General features: G+C 45.3%; 15 protein-coding genes. 4 read left to right on the top strand and 11 right to left on the bottom strand.

Translation table 11 applies throughout. The features are described from left to right. Positions 1–3 precede the first annotated feature (3 nt). The 3 genes from dapB to carB all read left to right on the top strand — a co-directional run bounded on the left by dapB (position 4) and on the right by carB (position 5,684). Entirely contained in the window at positions 4–813 is an 810-nt protein-coding gene (dapB, locus tag VCHENC03_RS02450) for a 4-hydroxy-tetrahydrodipicolinate reductase (protein WP_005425407.1), read from the top strand. A 481-nt stretch (positions 814–1,294) separates the two neighbouring features. Then, complete coding sequence (carA, locus tag VCHENC03_RS02455; protein WP_009707730.1) at positions 1,295–2,434, top strand: glutamine-hydrolyzing carbamoyl-phosphate synthase small subunit; 1,140 nt, start codon at positions 1,295–1,297, stop codon at positions 2,432–2,434. Between the two features lie 16 nt (positions 2,435–2,450). After that, complete coding sequence (gene carB / locus VCHENC03_RS02460; RefSeq protein WP_009707729.1) at positions 2,451–5,684, top strand: carbamoyl-phosphate synthase large subunit; 3,234 nt, start codon at positions 2,451–2,453, stop codon at positions 5,682–5,684. A gap of 81 nt (positions 5,685–5,765) precedes the next feature. Here the strand turns inward: carB and VCHENC03_RS27590 are convergent, their stop codons facing one another. From VCHENC03_RS27590 to VCHENC03_RS02470, 3 genes are all read right to left on the bottom strand, one after another. Then, positions 5,766–6,158, bottom strand: a complete 393-nt coding sequence (locus VCHENC03_RS27590; RefSeq protein ID WP_157621239.1) for a hypothetical protein — start codon at positions 6,156–6,158, stop codon at positions 5,766–5,768. Positions 6,159–6,803: 645 nt separating this feature from the next. Further along, a complete protein-coding gene (locus VCHENC03_RS0126260) occupies positions 6,804–7,232 on the bottom strand; it encodes a DUF1240 domain-containing protein (RefSeq protein ID WP_032803090.1) in 429 nt (142 codons plus the stop codon). After that, on the bottom strand, positions 7,225–8,025 hold the full coding sequence (locus VCHENC03_RS02470; RefSeq protein WP_009707727.1) for a hypothetical protein: 801 nt from the start codon (positions 8,023–8,025) through the stop codon (positions 7,225–7,227). The genes VCHENC03_RS0126260 and VCHENC03_RS02470 overlap by 8 nt, the downstream gene beginning before the upstream one ends. Before the next feature lie 250 nt (positions 8,026–8,275). On the opposite strand from VCHENC03_RS02470, the gene VCHENC03_RS02475 reads away from it, so the two are divergent. Next, the gene (locus VCHENC03_RS02475; RefSeq protein WP_009707726.1) at positions 8,276–9,055 is read left to right on the top strand and encodes a TSUP family transporter; all 780 of its coding nucleotides are present in this window, start codon (positions 8,276–8,278) and stop codon (positions 9,053–9,055) included. Here the strand turns inward: VCHENC03_RS02475 and VCHENC03_RS0126255 are convergent. From VCHENC03_RS0126255 to gltB, 8 genes are all read right to left on the bottom strand, one after another. Further along, positions 8,991–9,851, bottom strand: coding sequence for a LysR family transcriptional regulator (locus VCHENC03_RS0126255; protein ID WP_032803087.1), 861 nt, complete (start codon positions 9,849–9,851; stop codon positions 8,991–8,993). The two genes, VCHENC03_RS02475 and VCHENC03_RS0126255, sit on opposite strands and share 65 nt — an antisense overlap. 130 nt (positions 9,852–9,981) lie before the next feature. After that, positions 9,982–10,602, bottom strand: a complete 621-nt coding sequence (locus VCHENC03_RS02480) for a TRIC cation channel family protein (protein ID WP_005425397.1) — start codon at positions 10,600–10,602, stop codon at positions 9,982–9,984. 77 nt (positions 10,603–10,679) lie between these two features. Next, positions 10,680–11,504 (bottom strand): vitamin B12 ABC transporter substrate-binding protein BtuF, encoded by an 825-nt coding sequence (btuF, locus tag VCHENC03_RS02485; RefSeq protein ID WP_009707723.1) that lies wholly within the window; start codon positions 11,502–11,504, stop codon positions 10,680–10,682. Next, positions 11,504–12,457, bottom strand: coding sequence for a cobalamin biosynthesis family protein (locus VCHENC03_RS02490; RefSeq protein ID WP_009707722.1), 954 nt, complete (start codon positions 12,455–12,457; stop codon positions 11,504–11,506). Before VCHENC03_RS02490 ends, btuF begins: the two co-directional genes overlap by 1 nt. 14 nt (positions 12,458–12,471) lie before the next feature. Continuing rightward, the gene (gene mtnN / locus VCHENC03_RS02495; protein WP_005436177.1) at positions 12,472–13,167 is read right to left on the bottom strand and encodes a 5'-methylthioadenosine/S-adenosylhomocysteine nucleosidase; all 696 of its coding nucleotides are present in this window, start codon (positions 13,165–13,167) and stop codon (positions 12,472–12,474) included. A 65-nt stretch (positions 13,168–13,232) separates the two neighbouring features. Then, positions 13,233–13,661, bottom strand: a complete 429-nt coding sequence (locus VCHENC03_RS02500; protein WP_009707721.1) for a DUF1499 domain-containing protein — start codon at positions 13,659–13,661, stop codon at positions 13,233–13,235. A gap of 91 nt (positions 13,662–13,752) precedes the next feature. Then, a complete protein-coding gene (locus VCHENC03_RS02505) occupies positions 13,753–15,165 on the bottom strand; it encodes an FAD-dependent oxidoreductase (RefSeq protein ID WP_009707720.1) in 1,413 nt (470 codons plus the stop codon). 20 nt (positions 15,166–15,185) lie between these two features. Beyond that, positions 15,186–19,649 (bottom strand): glutamate synthase large subunit, encoded by a 4,464-nt coding sequence (gene gltB, locus VCHENC03_RS02510; protein ID WP_009707719.1) that lies wholly within the window; start codon positions 19,647–19,649, stop codon positions 15,186–15,188. Between the last annotated feature and the right edge of the window lie 247 nt (positions 19,650–19,896).

The raw sequence follows: 19,896 nt of genomic DNA, 5'->3' as shown, positions 1-19,896 counted from the left end.
GCAATGGTTCGTATTGCAATCGCAGGAGCTGCCGGCCGTATGGGTCGCAACCTAGTTAAAGCATCACATATCAATCCAGAAGCATCCGTTACTGCTGGTTCTGAACGTCCAGAATCGTCTCTAGTTGGTGTTGATGTAGGTGAACTGTGTGGTGAAGGTAAGTTTGATGTCTTTCTGACGGATGATTTAGCCAAGGAAGTCGACAACTTTGACGTTGTAATCGATTTTACTGCTCCAGTGAGCACGTTAGCGAATCTAGAGCTGTGTAAACAACATGGTAAGAGCATTGTCATCGGTACTACGGGCTTTAGTGAAGAAGAACGTGACCTGATTGATGAAGCCGCAAAGCAAATTCCTGTTGTTATGGCTCCGAACTACTCTGTAGGTGTGAACCTAGTCTTTAAGCTTCTTGAAAAAGCAGCCAAAGTGATGGGCGATTACTGTGATATAGAAATCGTAGAAGCGCATCACCGTCATAAAGTTGATGCTCCGTCTGGTACCGCGATTGGTATGGGTGAAGCCATTGCTGGCGCGATGGGTAACAAACTGAGTGACGTTGCGGTATATGCACGTGAAGGTATCACGGGCGAACGTACGAAAGATGAGATCGGCTTTGCGACTATTCGCGCTGGTGATATCGTCGGTGAGCATACTGCAATGTTTGCTGATATCGGTGAGCGTGTCGAAATTACCCACAAAGCAACGGATCGTATGACCTTTGCTAATGGTGCTGTAAAGGCCGCAGTTTGGTTACATTCTAAACCAGCTGGCTTCTACACCATGACCGATGTCCTCGGGCTAAATGAGCTTTAAATACATAATTATTCGCCGGCGTAAGCCGGCTTTTTTGTATTTGAAGGAAATTATGTAAATAAAATGAGCATGTCATAGGGAGTTAATATCGACACTTTGATTGTTATTTTGGGTGTTTGATGTGCTTATTTTGTTGTAACGCTCAAAAGTTAAGGTTGAATTTGCTGGATGAACGTTTGCGCAAAAATCTCGCAAAATTTTGTGATCTGCAATAAGTTCAAATTTGTAAAATTCACAAAAAAGTCATGGTAATTGGTATGTAGATAGGTAAAACTTACTTTTTTAGGGCTTTTTCTGTTGAAATGCCCTTACTCGCTAGAAAGTAATAATTTATTTTTCAATGTGTGTTGACAGTTTCCAAGTCCGTCTTTAGAATACCGCCAATTTGTCAAAAATACCTGTTTATGTAAATAATCAAGGTAAAGGAAGGCAAATTTGCAGCTTAATTTATTTTTTATGCATTTTTATTCTGGAGGTTGTCTTGGGTAAATTAGCACTGTTAGTCCTAGAAGATGGGACAGTGTTCCGCGGTGTTTCCATTGGAGCAGATGGTATTTCCGTTGGTGAAGTTGTTTTTAATACCTCGATGACGGGGTACCAAGAAATTCTCACTGATCCTTCCTATTCTCAACAAATCGTTACTCTTACTTATCCTCACATTGGCAATACCGGAACCAATTCCGAAGACGAAGAATCTTCTTCAATCCACGCACAAGGCCTTGTGATTCGCGATCTCCCTCTTATCGCTTCTAACTTCCGTAATGAACAATCCCTTTCTGATTACCTCAAGTCGCAAAACATCGTCGGCATTGCAGACATCGACACACGTAAGCTAACTCGTATCCTGCGTGAAAAAGGTGCTCAAAACGGTTGTATCGTAGCTGGTAACAATCTAGACGAAGCTTTGGCACTAGCGAAAGCAAAAGAATTCCCTGGTTTGAAAGGAATGGATCTTGCGAAAGAGGTTACAACAAAAGAAGCGTATCAATGGAAACAAGGTTCGTGGACGCTTGAGGGTGGACTTCCAGAAGCGAAAGACGACAGCGAATTGCCATATCACGTTGTTGCCTACGACTTCGGCGCAAAACGTAACATCCTGCGCATGTTGGTTGACCGAGGCTGCCGCCTAACGGTTGTTCCTGCTGAAACTTCAGCAGAAGACGTTCTGGCTCTAAACCCAGATGGCGTTTTCCTATCAAACGGCCCTGGTGACCCAGAACCATGTACTTACGCGATTGAAGCGACAAAAGTATTCCTAGAAAAAGGCCTACCAATCTTTGGTATCTGTCTAGGCCACCAAATCCTTGCGCTAGCATCGGGTGCACAAACAGTGAAAATGAAGTTTGGTCACCACGGCGCAAACCACCCAGTAAAAGATTTGGAGCGTAATGTTGTGATGATTACGTCGCAGAACCACGGTTTTGCAGCAGACGAAGCAACACTACCTGAAAATCTACGTGCTACTCACGTATCGCTATTTGATGGCTCTCTACAAGGTATTCACCGCACAGACAAGCCAGCATTTAGCTTCCAAGGTCACCCTGAAGCGAGCCCAGGTCCACACGACGCGGCACCGCTATTTGACCACTTTATCGAACTAATCAAAAAACACAGCGCTTAATTCGGAGTAGTAGATAATGCCAAAACGTACTGACATTCAAAGTATTCTTATTCTTGGTGCTGGTCCGATTGTTATCGGTCAGGCATGTGAGTTTGACTACTCTGGCGCACAAGCGTGTAAAGCACTGCGTGAAGAGGGTTACCGAGTTATCCTAGTAAACTCTAACCCTGCAACCATCATGACTGACCCAGACATGGCGGATGCAACTTACATCGAGCCAATCCAATGGGAAGTGGTTCGCAACATCATCGCGAAAGAAAAGCCGGATGCAGTACTACCTACAATGGGTGGCCAAACTGCATTGAACTGTGCACTAGACCTAGAGAAGCACGGTGTTCTTGAAGAGTTCGGCGTTGAGATGATTGGTGCGACTGCTGACGCAATCGACAAAGCTGAAGACCGTTCGCGTTTCGATAAAGCGATGAAGTCTATCGGCCTTGAGTGTCCACGTGCCGATACTGCAAAATCGATGGAAGAAGCTTACGCTGTACTCGATATGGTTGGCTTCCCTTGTATCATCCGTCCATCATTTACTATGGGTGGTACTGGTGGCGGTATCGCATACAACAAAGAAGAGTTCGAAGAAATCTGTCGTCGTGGTTTGGATCTATCTCCAACCAACGAACTTCTTATCGATGAATCTCTTATCGGTTGGAAAGAGTACGAGATGGAAGTGGTTCGTGACAAAGCGGACAACTGTATCATCGTATGTGCGATTGAAAACTTCGACCCAATGGGCATCCACACGGGTGACTCAATCACGGTTGCTCCAGCGCAAACACTAACAGACAAAGAATACCAGCTAATGCGTAACGCATCTCTAGCAGTACTGCGTGAGATTGGCGTTGAAACTGGTGGTTCTAACGTACAGTTTGGTATCAACCCGAAAGATGGCCGTATGGTTATCATCGAGATGAACCCACGTGTATCTCGCTCTTCTGCTCTAGCGTCAAAAGCAACAGGTTTCCCAATCGCTAAGATTGCAGCGAAACTGGCAGTTGGCTTCACGCTAGACGAACTGATGAACGACATTACTGGTGGCGCTACACCAGCATCATTCGAACCAACCATCGACTACGTAGTAACTAAGATTCCTCGCTTTAACTTCGAGAAATTTGCAGGTGCTAACGACCGTCTAACGACGCAAATGAAGTCAGTTGGTGAGGTTATGGCAATTGGTCGTAACCAACAAGAGTCACTACAAAAAGCACTTCGCGGTCTAGAAGTTGGCGCGACAGGCTTTGACGAGATGGTTGACCTAGATGCACCAGACGCACTGACGAAAATCCGTCATGAGCTGAAAGAAGCAGGCGCAGAGCGTATTTGGTACATCGCGGATGCATTCCGTGCGGGTATGTCAGTAGATGGCGTATTCAACCTAACGCAAATCGACCGCTGGTTCCTAGTTCAAATCGAAGACATCGTGAAGCTTGAGCAAGAGCTAAAAGCAAAAGGCTTCGCTGGTCTAAACAAAGAAGAACTTAACAAGCTGAAGCGTAAAGGTTTTGCTGATGCGCGCCTATCTAAGATTCTAGGTGTTGCGGAAAGCGAAATCCGTCGTCTACGTGACCAGTACGACATTCACCCAGTGTACAAGCGCGTTGATACGTGTGCAGCTGAATTCTCATCTGATACAGCTTACATGTACTCATCTTACGATGACGAGTGTGAAGCAAACCCAACAGACAAAGACAAGATCATGATTCTAGGCGGCGGTCCAAACCGTATCGGCCAAGGTATCGAATTTGACTACTGTTGTGTACACGCATCGCTAGCACTACGTGAAGATGGCTACGAAACTATCATGGTTAACTGTAACCCTGAGACTGTTTCAACAGACTACGACACGTCTGACCGTCTTTACTTCGAACCAGTAACACTGGAAGACGTACTAGCAATCGCTCGTGTTGAGAAGCCAAAAGGCGTTATCGTTCAGTACGGTGGTCAAACACCACTTAAACTGGCTCGTGCACTTGAAGCGGCTGGCGTGCCAATCATCGGTACTAGCCCAGATGCAATCGACCGTGCAGAAGACCGTGAGCGTTTCCAAGTTGCTGTTGACCGTCTAGGTCTTCTACAGCCAGAAAACGCGACAGTAACGACGATGGAACAAGCGGTAGAGAAATCTCGTGAAATCGGTTACCCACTGGTTGTACGTCCTTCTTACGTACTTGGTGGTCGTGCGATGGAAATCGTATACGACGAGCAAGATCTACGTCGCTACTTCAACGAAGCAGTTAGCGTATCAAACGAATCTCCAGTACTGCTAGATAGCTTCCTAGATGACGCAGTTGAAGTCGATATCGATGCTATCTGTGACGGTGAGCGTGTGGTTATCGGCGGTATCATGGAGCACATCGAACAAGCGGGAGTTCACTCAGGTGACTCAGCATGTTCTCTTCCTGCATACACGCTAAGCCAAGAAATCCAAGACGTAATGCGTGAGCAAGTTGAAAAGCTGGCGTTCGAGTTGGGTGTTCGTGGTCTGATGAACACGCAGTTCGCGGTTAAGAACAACCAAGTATACCTAATCGAGGTGAACCCTCGTGCAGCGCGTACAGTACCGTTCGTATCTAAAGCAACGGGTGCACCAATCGCTAAGATTGCTGCGCGTGTAATGGCGGGTCAATCGCTTGAAGCTCAAGGTTTTACGAAAGAAATCATCCCACCTTATTACTCAGTGAAAGAAGTTGTACTTCCATTCAACAAGTTCCCTGGTGTTGACCCACTGTTAGGCCCAGAAATGCGCTCTACTGGTGAGGTTATGGGTGTTGGTGCTACGTTTGCAGAAGCTTACGCGAAAGCAGAATTGGGTTGTGGCAACATTTACCCAGAAGGTGGTCGCGCACTACTGTCTGTTCGTGCAGGTGACAAAGAGCGCGTTGTGGACCTAGCGTCTAAGTTGACAAAACTTGGTTACCAGCTAGATGCAACGCACGGTACAGCAGTGATTCTTGGCGAAGCGGGTATTAACCCACGTCTAGTAAACAAAGTACACGAAGGTCGTCCTCACATTCTTGACCGTATCAAGAACAACGAGTACACCTACATCGTGAATACTGCCGCTGGCCGTCAAGCGATTGAAGATTCTAAAGTTCTTCGTCGCGGTGCACTGGCTGAGAAAGTGAACTACACGACAACGCTAAACGCTGCATTCGCAACTTGTATGGCACACACTGCAGACGCGAAGAGCACAGTAACTTCGGTTCAAGAGCTACACGCAAAAGTGAAAGCTAGCCTAGAAGCGTAATAGATAAAAATCAGTAAGCCTGAAAAATAGGGCTTATATGACAACCTCATTGCCCGCTCATTTGAGCGGGCTTTTTTGTCTTTAAGGTTTCTTAAAATGGAGAGAATTGAAGTGCGCTAAGAAAGCTTGGTAGAGCGGACTTTTGTATAGCATCAAACTGATAACTGAAAGCAACGTCCCTAAAGATGAAGCAATAGTACTGCCATTTGTAATAACAAAATTAGCGCTGCAAGTAACAAGAATAAATGCAATGGTGAGCAAGTTTACTTTCGCTGCGATACTCAAGCCCTTGCTTATAGTCAGAATGTTTGGCACACATATTACTGTTGCAGTTATGGTACCGGAGAGAATGAAATAAGTATCGAGTTCTATTTGTTGAGTGATAGAAAACCACTCATTCCAGATGCTTAGGCTTATTGCTAGACCAATGGTCAAGCATAGATATAAAGCTATAGGGAGAACTATTTTAGTCATGCGACGCTCTTTAATTTTTAAACTGAAATTTGGTATGTTCCCGACATTACAATGTAATTCATAATTAGAACAGTACTCCACATTCTGAGCTCTATAAGTGTGGTAGTTATAAAATAAACTCTACTTACTTATTTATTTTGTACACTCTCTTTTCCAGTAAAATATTGTAAGTCGATTCGTCTTTGCTACATGTATAGTTATTAGACTTAGCAAATACATCAGCTAAGATAGTTGCAGGGTATAATGATAAAAAAGTAGTTATGGAGAGTGCTAAAAAAATCTTACTTGATTTTTTGAATTGGCTCTTAGTTACAAAGTTATTTGATATAATTGAGATGACAAGTATTCTCAAGCATTCAAAAAGAATAAAACTCGCTCCAAGCATATATACATAGACTTGATCAAAAGTTGTTATTTCACTTTTAGTGGTTATATTGCCATAGAAGCCAGTTATGCCTTTTAGTGAGTATATAAATAGAGAGGTTGATGATATGAGTAAGAATATCAAGTAGAATAATGCTTGTGTTCTATCGTAGTTACCATGCGTCATCATTATAGCCCTTTACTCATTTATTAACATTCTATTTCTATCGAATGTAGAGAGTAATTAATCCAGATAATATTAGATTAGGTTTCTAAGTTTTATCACTTTATATAAACGTAGTTCTTATCATATAACCAGGACTGGCTTAATTTTTCTGAGTATTCATATCCATTTTCTAGTGCAATTTCCTCTAAATAGTAGCTAACAGGGTATGGTGATATTATAGATATGAAAGATATTGTAAAAAATATTTTTAACATTACATCATTTGTCTTTTTGGAGAATTTTTTATTTCTAATTAATGCAACTAAAGAGTAGCAGGAGAAAAATAAAAATAACATTGACCCAGAAGTTAAGGCTATGGATGAACGTGAAAAATTCACACTACTTTCTTTGCCCTCTATGTTATTGATAAAATTAATTATTTCAACTGTTGATATGTTAATCATCAAGACTCCAATTATGGAGAAGATTATCGAGGATATAAGAATGTATTTTTTATTTTCTAATTTTATTTCGTTATTATTCATCTTTAAATACGCCTCGGTATCCAGAATTTCTCAGGTTTTTAACAATAGTTGACTTTATACTATTAATATCTTCATTGAGGATTGACTTACTTTTTATCATATTGTGAATCGCTTTTTGAAGATTGGTAGTGATCTTGTAGTGTTCATCTATCTTATTCAATGCGTAGCCTGATAATATTCCGACAGATATAGCTAAAATTAGAGGGCCGGCCGTCATTGCTGTGCTTGCGTAAGCTAAACCAGTTGAAGCTTTTACTGCAAGGATCGATAGAGCAGCTGAAATGCCTACTTTCAAGATATCTGTTGAAACAGCACCAAGAAACTTAGATAAAGTATGTTTGTTTTTTGCGGAGAAAAATAAATCTAATACCCTGAATGAACTAACGAGTACAACGGTAATTAACCCGCCTTTAAGAACTGAACTTATAGTGTCCTTAGTTCCAATTGCAATGTGGGTTACTATAGGTGGAGAGCTCAGTTTAGTAAAACCAGATAGCCTGGACTTTAATACCGGACTACCTTGCATAATTAGATGAGGCTGTCCATTTAAATAATCAATACTAATTATGGTGTTTGTGCCATGTATGTAGTTTGTTAGCTTAGCCAACAATACTAAATCATCAGCAGATGCGTAGTAGTTTGAAGAGTTTTCGAATGCCTTTTTGAGATTCTCCCAACGAGTAAGCTCTACTTTGTTTTTTAAGTATGCTTTTAGTATAGTGTCAAAATTTTCGATTGAAAAAATATAGATTTCTTTATTTGGTGAGTTATCTTGAGAAGTTACTGGATACATGGATTTTAAATTTTAGTTATCTGGATTGATAATTATTTTGCATCAATTCATTGATGGGGTAAGCCATCGTTGTTATTTATTGGGCGGAGTTAAAAGTCTTTGTGTAATAATCTATTTTGTTATTTATTGTTTTTTAAGTTAAATGATGAAAATCTGGAATAGGTTGGTGTCTTGAGTTTCCTTTTGTGCGTTTGCGTGGCAGTGCTATCGTTGTTCCATCTTAGTTACAAATATTTACAAGGGCGCACAAGTGGAAGTTACGTTCGAAATTTTAATTGCATTGTTTTTTGTCGCATCCGCTGCGGGATTTATTGATGCGATGGCTGGTGGCGGTGGTCTCTTGACTCTACCTGCTTTGTTGGCTGCGGGGCTAAGCCCGACTCAAGCATTAGCGACCAACAAACTCCAAAGCTCTTTCGGAAGCTTTTCTGCCAGTTGGTACTTTGTGCGTAATGGCATTGTTAGCCTTAAAGAGATGCGCCTAGCGATTCTATGTACCTTTATTGGTTCTGCCATTGGTGCTGAGGCCGTACAGTTTATCGATGCTGGTGTGCTCACTAGTCTTATCCCTGTCTTGCTGATCGCGATTTCACTCTATTTTTTGCTCTCTTCAACTTCGAAAGCCGCGGAAGGGGAGCCAAAGCTCTCTGAAGCGATGTTCGCTTTGTGCGTCGGTGGCGGCGTGGGCTTTTACGATGGCTTTTTTGGTCCTGGTACTGGCTCTATCTTTGCGCTTTGCTTTGTCGCACTGGGTCACTTCTCTTTGGTTGATGCGACCGCTCGTACTAAGATTCTCAACTTCACCTCAAATATCGCGGCTCTGCTGTTCTTTATTCTTGCTGGTTTGCCTGTGTGGGAAATCGGTTTGACCATGGCTGTGGGGGGCTTTATTGGTGCTCAGCTTGGTGCCAAAGTAGTGGTGACCAAAGGCCAAAAGTGGATTCGACCTTTGGTGATTACTATGTCTATGCTGATGGCCGCGAAACTTCTCTGGCAACAACATCACCAATGGTTTCTATCACTGTTTTAACTCTTGGTGACTGGTACACGTTTTGCCTAACGCAGATATGAATCGGTCGAATTAAAGATGTCAGTTGTTCGAACATAAAGCAGTTATGGTCAGGGATCTTTAACGCTCTCACTATCGATAACGGTATTAATGCAGGCGCTGCCCCTCCAAGTGCAAGTTGTGCAGCCGCAGTGTAGGCATCCATTTCCATCAATGGTTTGATGCCGATTTTCTCTAATGCCGGCAGTTGGTAGCTATTGGACGGGTTAGTTAAATCATTTGTGATGACTTTTTTCGGTAGTTCATTCAGTGGCTGATCACTAACGAGGAAGAAAGGTTCATCACATAAGTGGAAAGCCATCAAGCCGTGATGTGGTGGAAGCAAACCAGCACAAAGCCCAATGGTCGCTTTACCGGATTGAACTCGCTCAACGATTCTAGGGCTGTGGTTGGTGGTTATGGTTAAGTACTGATCTTGCTTGAGGTAATCACCAATGGTTTTTCCAAGATAACCCGCAATAAGAGACTTTGAACTATCGAGGGTGATTAATGATGTGTCCTCTAGCTCTTGCTGTTCATAGATAAGGCCACGTAACTCGTTAAAAGAAGGGCCAATATTCTCGATCAAAGCCATGCCATCAGGTGTGAGTTTAATGGTTCTCCCCGACGGTTCGACAAGTTTTTTTCCCAGTTTTTTCTCTAGGTTCGCGATACGTTTACTCACCGCAGATTGGCTGATATACAGCAAACTCCCAGTGCGACTCATTGTTTTCGCTTTGCTTAAAACTAATAGTGTTTCGATACCTTCCAGTAACATGTCTATCCATGAATGTTGGGAATAATAGGCCTAATATAGCCAAGCTTGAGATGAGAAGCGACAGGTGATTTTACAAACAAAAAGAGCCGACGTTTCAGTCGGCTCTTGTGCATAAATTGATTGGTATCGATCAGCGATTGATAGCAAAGGTTGGCAGTGACAAGTGCCAGCGAATCGCACCAAGGCGAATAATCAAGGTTGAGATGACACCTGCGAGTAGGGCGACTGAATGGTCGTGTCCCATACTCAATGCCGTTGTATGGAAAATTCCGCCTATGATACATGCGGTCGCGTAGACTTCGCTTCGCAGCACCATGGGTACCTCACGAGCCAGTACATCACGGATAATGCCGCCACCGCAGCCAGTGATCACGCCCATGATCACCGCTACCATGCCAGAAGCATTGTAGGCGAGAGCTTTCTCGACACCGATACCGACGAATACCGCCAAACCAATGGCGTCACAGACAGGTAGAACCCACCAAGGCAAGCGCTTAGGGCGACGAATGAGAATCATCGTGAGCAAACAAGTGATGAAAATTACCCAAAGATAAGTGGTGTCAGTGATCCAGAATACCGGGGTTGCGCCAAGCGCCATATCACGAATAGTGCCGCCGCCAATAGCTGTCACACTACCGAGTACGATCACACCGAAAGGATCCATCTTTAATCGGCCTGCGAGTAAAACGCCAGAAACCGCAAAGACAGCAGTACCGAATAAATCGATCATATAAAGCAGCATGGAGTCCATGTTACTTGGTACCTTTTAAACAAATTGTGGGGGAACAGAAATGGGACGGAAATTGTACGGGATTTCCAACGAAAACGTTAGCGTTTTTGCCGAACGGTTTCAAAGTGTTCACACACCTCTGTGATCGCGTTTAAGGTTCTTGGGGTTGGGCGGTTGATCCAATCGGAATTGAGTGACCAAACGTGGTTGTTCTTTAACGCAGGGAGGTCGTTTTTCCATTCAGCCCACATGCCATCATTACTCATGGCATGGCGAGAGGTAAACAGGACTTCGGGTTGGCGAGTAATCACTTGCTCGATGCTGACTTGTGGGTAAGGGGCACTGCCTTTAGCAAAGATATTCTCACCACCACAGAAGGTGAAGACTTCACTTGGCCAGTTCTTACCCGCAACGGTGATGATCGGCTTCTCGCTTAATTGATAGAAGTAACTGACTTTATCCTCGGTATTGTATTTTTCTTTTAATGCTCCTAACTGTGCGCGGAATTCTGCGGCGGCTTTTTGCCCAACTTCTGGCTTCTCACTGTACTGGCTAAGTTGCTCAATGTTCGTAGCGATGTCTTCTAACGTTCCAGTCGTTGAGTAGTAGATAGGAATGCCAAACTGCTTGAGCTTTTCAAGTTCTTTGGCTGGATTACCTGCCGGCCAAGCGATAACCAAATCGGGTTGAAGGGCAATGATGCGCTCTAACTTGATGCCTTGATAGTTTGATACTTTCTCTAAATCTTTAGCTTGCTCTGGGTAGTCACTCATCTCGCTGACCGCAATCAGTTTGTCACCAAGACCTGCAGCATAGGCGATTTCTGTTGAGTGTGGTGCCAGGCTGATGACGCGTTGAGCTGGTTCATTGGCAAAAGAAGCGGCAGAGAAGATAAGAGGAAGAGCAAAGCAAAGTTTGTTCATCATAGTCCTTGATAAATGAGTCCGAGAATCAGGCTTTGGATAACGATCCAAGCAAAAATACGCCATACAATGAGGGTTTGGATTTGTGCTAAATGAATAGCCGATGGTGCTATACGACCACCAATTTTCGCTCGTTCAGCTCTTTGACCTTGGTACAGCGCTGGGCCGCCAAGTGACAATTGAAGCTTGTTACCAATCGAGCACAACAACCAAGCTGGCCCTGGAAGTGGCCAAGACTTCGCTTGTTGAAGCATGGCAGTCGAAACACTCGATAGGTTTTTACCCATGCTAATGAACACGGCAAACAAGCGTAAAGGAACAATCTCCAATGCAGCCGTTAGCTGAATAGCAGGCTTACCAAAAGGTGAATACTGACGGCGACTTGGGGACCAAGCACGAGCAAGTTCTGCCGTTAGGCGATACATTAATGCGCCAATTCCACCAGTCAATCCATACCAGAATAACACGCACACAACGTTACGTCCGTAGCCCATGATGATGGTCTCTGCACCTGCTTTACCAATGCCTAGTAGGGATAAGCTCTCTGTATCGCGGTTAAGGTAAGGCTTGAGTAATTCTCGGCACTGCACTTTGTTCTCATTCGACATCGCAGTGACGAGTTGTTTCGCAAGTGATTCGTTGTTTCGCCAGTCAAGAGCAATAAGCAGTAATGCCAGCTCAAATAAGGGCGCTTGCCAAACTAAAGGCTTCATCGCGAGCAGTAATATCAAGCAGGGTACAAGCATAAGAAGCAGTGCGAGCCCGCCAGAGAGAATGCTTTGTGAGTAGTTGTGGTTGTTATTAACTTTGTTCGCCAGTTGTTCTGCGAATTTATGCCACAAAGTCACAGGATGAGCGGCGTGAGGAATGGGGATTAATAAATGGAATAGTAATGCGCCCCACATGACGAGGAGCGCACCATTGGCATAGAGCTGTTGAAATATTTCTTCCATGAAATTCTGGGGACTTACTTAGTCAGTTCCAACATTTTGCATACCATTTCTGAAGAGCTTTTCGCTGCTAGCGGTAGGAACTCTTCGAAGCTCATTGGTGATTCTTTGTCTGCTACGTCAGAGATAGCACGAACAACAACAAACGGAGTGTTGAATTGGTGGCAAGTTTGAGCGATAGCAGATGCTTCCATTTCTACAGCGATAACTGAAGGGAAGTGTTTACGGATAAACTCTTGGCGTTCTGCTGTGCAAACAAAAGCATCACCAGTACAGATAAGGCCGCGAACGGCGTGAGTGTTTTCCATCTGAGCCAGTGCTTTTTCAGCAAGGTCCATTAACTTCTCATCCGCTTTGAATGCCGCTGGTTGGCCTGCCATTTGACCCATTTCGTAGCCAAACGCAGTTACGTCTGCATCGTGGTGACGAACTTCTGTTGAGATTACAACGTCGCCTAGGTTTAGGCTTGAATCGAAGCCACCCGCAGAGCCAGTGTTGATAACCACATCTGGTTGGTACTCGTCTAGCAGAATAGTTGTGCCTACTGCAGCCGCTACTTTACCGATGCCAGATTGAAGCAGTACCACATCAACGTCGTTAATCTGACCAGAGAAAAACGTACAACCTGCTTTGCTTACTGTTTGGCAGTTTGTCATTGCTTCTTTCAGGATGGTGACTTCTTGTTCCATCGCACCGATGATACCAACTTTCATAACACTCTCTTTCGATAAAAATTTAAGTTGGCGAGAGTATACCACTCTGCACCAATATGTGGTCGTTATTTGATTAACTCAGCATTCGCCAACAGTGAACGTAATTGTTCGGCACGCTTACGGTTCACGCCAAAGTCTGAATAGCCAACGCGAGACTCAGAACGAACAATGAGCTGGTCGCCTTCGATTTTAAGCTCTAAATCGTCCACAAAGCGCATTATTTTAGATGTGCATTCGATACGTAGGTAATTGTCTTCTTTAACGGCTGTCTTCGCGCCTGGCAGTTCAAGCGCCACTTGCTCAATTGCATCGATGTTCGTGGGTTCGGTTAGGGTGAATGGCGTGAGGTTGTATTCTTCACGCGTGTCTTGGGTGGAGACACAGTTTGGTTTGTCACCACAAGGTGATTGAGAACGATCAGTCATGGTTGTGACTCCTTGGCTACAAGCGGTTAAGCCGAGCAAAGTAATGGAAAGGAGAGCGGCTTTTTTCATTGGTTTTATCCCTTATCTTAGGAATTTAATTATATGTAATAAAAGAAAAAAGGATCCAATAGTAGGATCCTTTTTGAGACGTTAACAGTGATTAAACTTCAAGGTAATCGAGAATACCCTCTGCGGCTTTTCGACCTTCATCAATCGCGGTCACAACCAGATCTGAGCCTCGTACCGCATCGCCACCAGCGAAGATCTTTTTGTTGCTGGTCTGGAATTGGAACTCTTGTTTCGCAGGAGCTTTGATACGGCCCCATTGGTCCAAGTCGACATCAAACGGAGCTAGCCAGTCCATTTTGTGTGGCTGGAAACCAAACGCCATGATAACGACGTCTGCTGGTAAAACGTGCTCGCTGCCTTCTACTGGTTCTGGACGGCGACGACCCGCTTCATCAGGCTCACCAAGGGCAGTTTTCACCACTTTGACCCCTGAGACTTTGCCTGACGCATCCACTTCAATTCCTAAAGGCTGAAGGTTGAACATGAACTTCACGCCTTCTTCCTTAGCGTTTTTCACCTCGCGTCGAGAGCCAGGCATATTGGCTTCATCACGACGGTAAGCACATACCACGTTTGATGCGCCTTGGCGGATTGAGGTACGAACACAGTCCATTGCGGTATCACCACCACCGAGTACAACGACGCGTTGTTTTGCCATGTCGATAAAAGGTTTGTCGTGCTCCAAGCCCATGACCTTGTAAGTATTTGAAATCAAGAATGGCAGAGCATCGTAGACACCCGGCGCACCTTCATTTTCTAGTCCCGCACGCATGTACTTGTAAGTACCAACACCTAAAAAGACGGCATCGTACTCATCAAGTAGCTCTTGCATCTGCACATCTTTACCTACTTCGACATTCATCTGGAACTCTACGCCCATCTCGGTGAAGACGCGGCGGCGGTTTTCCATCACGCCTTTTTCAAGCTTGAACGAAGGGATACCGAAGGTCAGTAGGCCTCCAATTTCAGGATAGCGGTCAAATACGACAGGTTTCACTCCATTGCGCACTAGGATATCAGCGGCAGCCAAGCCTGCTGGGCCTGCACCAATGATGGCAACCTTTTTATCGGTCCACTCCACCTTAGACATGTCAGGTTTCCAGCCCATTTCAAAGGCTTTGTCGGTAATGTATTTTTCAACATTACCTATGGTGACAGCGCCAAAGTCCTCATTGAGAGTACAAGAGCCTTCACACAGACGATCTTGTGGACATACTCGGCCACAAACTTCAGGCAAGCTGTTAGTTTGGTGCGATAGCTCAACGGCCTCAAGGATACGACCTTCATTGGCTAACTTTAGCCATTGAGGAATGTAGTTGTGGACTGGGCACTTCCATTCACAATATGGGTTACCACAATCCAAGCAGCGATCCGCCTGCGCAGTCGCTTGTTGTTTGGTAAACGGTTCATAGATTTCAACGAACTCGATCTTACGAACTTTGATAGGCTTCTTCGCAGGATCTACGCGTTGAACATCGATAAATTGATAAACGTTCTGACTCATGATTCAAACATCCTCCATGATTACTGGGCTTGAACGCGCAGTTCTGCGGCACTGCGACTCTGGTGGCCAAGTAGCGTGCGCAAGTCCGCCGCTTGTGGTTTCACCAAGTAGAACTTTGGAATCCATTCATCAAAGTTCGCCAAGATATCTTCTGCGTGGCTAGAGCCGGTTTCTTCAAGATGTTCGGCAATCAATCCACGTAAGTGCTCTTGGTGGATGTAGAGATCCGACAGAGAAATCGCTTCAACAGACTCATTGTTCACGCGACCTTGGAAGTCTTGGTTCTCATCCAATACGTAAGCAAAACCGCCAGTCATGCCTGCGCCAAAGTTCACGCCTGTCGCGCCAAGAATGGCAACAATACCGCCAGTCATGTACTCACAAGCGTTATCGCCAGCGCCTTCAATGACAGCAATCGTACCTGAGTTACGTACGCCGAAACGCTCACCTGCTTTACCCGCCGCAAACAGCTTACCGCCGGTCGCACCGTACAGACAGGTGTTACCAATGATGGTCGCTTCATTACACTTAAATGCAGTGCCAAGGTGAGGTTTGATAACCACCTTACCGCCAGCCATGCCTTTACCTACGTAGTCGTTGGCATCCCCGGTCAGGTAAAGCTCTACGCCACCCGCGTTCCAAACGCCAAATGACTGGCCTGCAGTGCCATCCAAGTGCAGTTTGATTGGCGTTGCCGCCATGCCTTGGTTGCCGTAGCGCTGAGCGATTTCACCTGATAGGCGAGCACCCACAGATCGGTCGGTGTTGATCACGTTGTAGAAGAAGCTAGCAGATTGACGTTTTTCAACCGCTTGTAGTGCGTCTTCGATGATCTTGTTGTTTAGCTCTGCTTTATCAAATGGTGTGTTTGGCTGTGTCCAGTAAAGAGGGTGTCCTTCTGGAGAGGTTGGTGCTTCAAGGATATTCGACAAATCCAGCTTGGTTTGTTTTGCTGTCATACCTTCAACGGCTTCCAACAAATCGGTACGACCAATCAAGTCAGTTAGTTTTTCAACACCAAGTTCAGCAAGTAATCCACGTACTTCGTCCGCCAGACCAATGAAATAGTTCATCACCATTTCTGGTAGACCTTTGAAGTACTCTTTACGTAGTGTCTCATCTTGAGTTGCAACGCCAGTCGCACAGTTGTTGAGGTGACAAATACGTAGGAACTTACAACCCATTGCCACCATCGGCGCAGTACCAAAACCGAAGCTTTCTGCACCGAGAATCGCCGCTTTCACCACGTCTAGGCCAGTCTTTAGACCGCCATCTACTTGCAGGCGAATCTTATGACGTAGACCATTAGCAACCAGTGCTTGTTGGGTTTCTGCCAGTCCCAATTCCCAAGGGCTACCTGCGTATTTCACTGAGGTTAATGGGCTTGCTGCGGTACCGCCGTCGTAACCCGAGATGGTAATAAGATCAGCGTAGGCTTTCGCGACACCTGTTGCGATGGTGCCTACGCCTGGTTCAGAAACTAACTTCACCGAAACCAGCGCATTTGGATTGACTTGTTTTAGGTCGAAGATCAGCTGGGCTAAATCTTCAATCGAATAAATATCGTGGTGCGGAGGAGGGGAAATCAGAGTCACACCCTGTACCGAATAACGCAGTTTTGCGATTTCTGCGGTGACTTTGTGCCCCGGTAACTGGCCACCTTCACCTGGCTTCGCACCCTGTGCCACCTTGATTTGCAGTACGTCTGCATTGGTAAGGTAGTGAGGCGTGACACCAAATCGCCCGGAAGCAATCTGCTTGATGCGCGAGTTACGCTCTGTACCGAAGCGACGTGGATCTTCACCACCTTCACCTGAGTTAGAGTAACCTCCAAGACGGTTCATCGCTGTTGCAAGTGCTTCGTGCGCTTCTGGGCTAAGTGCACCAATGGACATCGCCGCCGAGTCAAAACGCTTGAATAGCTCTGTGCTTGGCTCGATTTGCTCAAGTGGTAGTGGGGTGTCTGATTTTTTCAGCGCCATTAAGTCACGCAGCATGGCAACAGGGCGTTGGTTCACCTGTTTAGCAAAGCTCTGATAATCGTTGCTTTCGCCTGATTTCACCGCAGTTTGCAGTGTGCCAACCACGTCTGGGTTGTAGGCGTGATATTCACCACCGTGGACGTATTTCAATAAGCCGCCATGCTCGATAGCTTTACGTTTCGCCCAAGCTTTACGAGAAAGGTTGTACAAATCTTGTTGGAAGTCGTCGAAGTTCGCGCCTTCAATACGAGTCGTCACGCCTTTAAAGCATAAGTCGACGACTTCTTGGCTCAAGCCAACCGCTTCAAACAGTTGCGAGCAGCGGTAAGAAGCGATAGTAGAAATCCCCATTTTCGACATGATCTTGTACAGACCCTTGTTGATGCCGTATTGGTAGTTTTGCATCACATCGCGATAGTCTTTTTCTAGCGCTTTATCATCAATCAGCTTACCTAGTGCTTCATAAGCAAGGTATGGATAAACCGCAGTAGCACCAAAGCCAAGCAAGACGGCAAATTGGTGTGGGTCACGAGCTGTTGCGGTCTCAACAACAATGTTGGCATCACAACGTAAGTTGGCATCGATCAAGCGAGTTTGAACCGCACCGACTGCCATTGCTGCAGGAATTGGCAGTTTGCCTTTGACTAAAGCGCGATCTGAAAGCACGACTAGAACCGTGCCTTCACGTACGACCTGTTCTGCTTGTTCACACAGATCATCAATGGCTTGTTTGAGATTTTTTTGTTGTGGATCGTAATTGATATCGAGAATGGTATTACGGTAGTGATCGTCACCAAGCTCAAGCAATTGCTGCATGTCTGAGTAAAGTAGTACTGGTGAATCGAAGGTCACTCGGTAGGCGTGGCCATCGGTTTCACAGAAGACGTTCATCTCCTGACCAATACTGGTCGCCAGTGACATAACGTGTTTTTCACGCAATGGATCAATTGGCGGGTTAGTTACCTGAGCAAACTTTTGCCGGAAGTAATCAGTTACCAAGCGCTCTTTCGAGGACAGAACGGCCATCGGGGTGTCATCACCCATGGAGCCGACCGCTTCTTGTCCCATATCACCAAGGACACGCAGTACTTGATCGACTTCTTCATTGCTCATGGCGAATTGCTTTTGATAAGTCTTGAGTAAGTCTTCATCAAAGCTGCGCTCACCCACTTGATCTTCAGGTAGCTGAGCAAAAGGAGTGAGTTTGCGAACGTTGTTTTCCATCCATTCGCGGTAAGGGTGGCGGGATTTCAGATCGTTATCGATCTCGCTAGACTGCCAAAGCTTCCCTTTACGAGTATCGACAACCAGCAGCTCACCCGGACCAACACGGCCTTTCTCGGCAACTTCATCGGGAGCGTAGTCCCAAATCCCTACCTCTGATGCTAGGGTGATAAATTTGTCCTTGGTAATCACATAACGTGCAGGACGCAGACCATTTCGATCTAGGTTACAGGCAGCGTAACGGCCGTCAGACAATACGATACCTGCCGGACCATCCCATGGTTCCATGTGCTTAGAATTGAAGTCGTAAAACGCTCGCAGATCCGGGTCCATGTCTGGGTGGTTTTGCCATGCTGGTGGCACAAGCATGCGCATGGCACGGAAGATATCCATACCGCCAGAAAGGAATAGATCCAACATATTATCTAAGCTGGAAGAATCTGAACCTGTCTCGTTCACAAACGGTGCTGCGGTTTGTAGGTCTGGCAGCAGTGGTGACGAGAACTTGTAAGCTCGCGCTCGTGCCCATTGGCGGTTACCTTCAATGGTGTTGATCTCACCATTATGAGCAAGGTAACGGAACGGTTGAGCTAATGGCCAACGCGGTTGAGTGTTGGTAGAAAAACGCTGGTGGAAAAGGCAGATAGCTGATTCCATGCGTAGATCAGCAAGATCAAGATAGAAGCGCGGTAAGTCCGCAGGCATGCACAAGCCTTTGTACACCAAAACTTGTGTCGACAAGCTACAGATGTAGAAATCAGGATCTTCAGTAATTTGTTTCTCGATGCGACGGCGTGCGATGTAGAGACGACGCTCAATGTCACGCTCGCGCCAACCTGCCGGAGCAGAGATAAAGACTTGTTGAATGTCTGGAAGTGAATCGGCGGCGATTGAGCCGAGTACTTCTGAATTGGTTGGTACTTCACGCCACCCTGCTACCGTCAAAGTCTCTTGTGCGAGCTCTTTGTTGATGATGTCTTTGGCGAGTTGAGCTTTCACCGGGTCTTGGTTGAAGAAAATCATCCCTACGGCGTATTGCTTGCCAAGGTTGAAGCCATTTTCTTCAGCGATAAGGCGTAAATAGGAATCGGGCTTTTGTAGAAGAAGACCACAACCATCACCGGTTTTACCATCGGCGGCGATACCACCACGGTGGGTCATTCGATCAAGTGCAGAAATTGCTGTACGTACCAGCTTGTGACTTTGCTCGCCTTCCATGTGCGCGATTAAGCCAAATCCACAGTTGTCTTTCTCAAGACTTGGATCATAAAGAGCCATTGCAATTCTCCCTTTGCTTATCTGTCATCCCGACAGATATATCAACACTGCTCAAGTTGATAATGATGACTAACTATGCGTCACTTTCTAAGTTTTATGTATATCTATTCAATAAAATTCGTCAAATATCTTAACAAAAATTGTGTGTTTTATTTTCACCAACTTCACAAGCTATAGCTTATTGTAAAAAAGGTCAAGTTATTAGTGAATCATCGCGTGAATATGCGATTTACCATTTAATTGGCTG

The organism is Vibrio sp. HENC-03 (genome assembly GCF_000305755.2).
Taxonomy (GTDB): Bacteria; Pseudomonadota; Gammaproteobacteria; order Enterobacterales; family Vibrionaceae; genus Vibrio; species Vibrio owensii.
Note: the sequence above shows the minus strand (reverse complement) of the source record. Positions and strands in the feature narration are given on the sequence as shown.

What these genes read in the sequence shown, in the direction of transcription:
- dapB (WP_005425407.1), top strand. Translation starts at nt 4, where the DNA reads ATGGTTCGTATTGCAATCGCAGGAGCTGCCGGCCGTATGGGTCGCAAC.
- carB (WP_009707729.1), top strand. Translation starts at nt 2,451, where the DNA reads ATGCCAAAACGTACTGACATTCAAAGTATTCTTATTCTTGGTGCTGGT.
- VCHENC03_RS27590 (WP_157621239.1), bottom strand. Translation starts at nt 6,158, where the DNA reads ATGACTAAAATAGTTCTCCCTATAGCTTTATATCTATGCTTGACCATT.
- VCHENC03_RS0126260 (WP_032803090.1), bottom strand. Translation starts at nt 7,232, where the DNA reads ATGAATAATAACGAAATAAAATTAGAAAATAAAAAATACATTCTTATA.
- VCHENC03_RS02470 (WP_009707727.1), bottom strand. Translation starts at nt 8,025, where the DNA reads ATGTATCCAGTAACTTCTCAAGATAACTCACCAAATAAAGAAATCTAT.
- VCHENC03_RS0126255 (WP_032803087.1), bottom strand. Translation starts at nt 9,851, where the DNA reads ATGTTACTGGAAGGTATCGAAACACTATTAGTTTTAAGCAAAGCGAAA.
- VCHENC03_RS02480 (WP_005425397.1), bottom strand. Translation starts at nt 10,602, where the DNA reads ATGGACTCCATGCTGCTTTATATGATCGATTTATTCGGTACTGCTGTC.
- btuF (WP_009707723.1), bottom strand. Translation starts at nt 11,504, where the DNA reads ATGAACAAACTTTGCTTTGCTCTTCCTCTTATCTTCTCTGCCGCTTCT.
- VCHENC03_RS02490 (WP_009707722.1), bottom strand. Translation starts at nt 12,457, where the DNA reads ATGGAAGAAATATTTCAACAGCTCTATGCCAATGGTGCGCTCCTCGTC.
- mtnN (WP_005436177.1), bottom strand. Translation starts at nt 13,167, where the DNA reads ATGAAAGTTGGTATCATCGGTGCGATGGAACAAGAAGTCACCATCCTG.
- VCHENC03_RS02500 (WP_009707721.1), bottom strand. Translation starts at nt 13,661, where the DNA reads ATGAAAAAAGCCGCTCTCCTTTCCATTACTTTGCTCGGCTTAACCGCT.
- VCHENC03_RS02505 (WP_009707720.1), bottom strand. Translation starts at nt 15,165, where the DNA reads ATGAGTCAGAACGTTTATCAATTTATCGATGTTCAACGCGTAGATCCT.
- gltB (WP_009707719.1), bottom strand. Translation starts at nt 19,649, where the DNA reads ATGGCTCTTTATGATCCAAGTCTTGAGAAAGACAACTGTGGATTTGGC.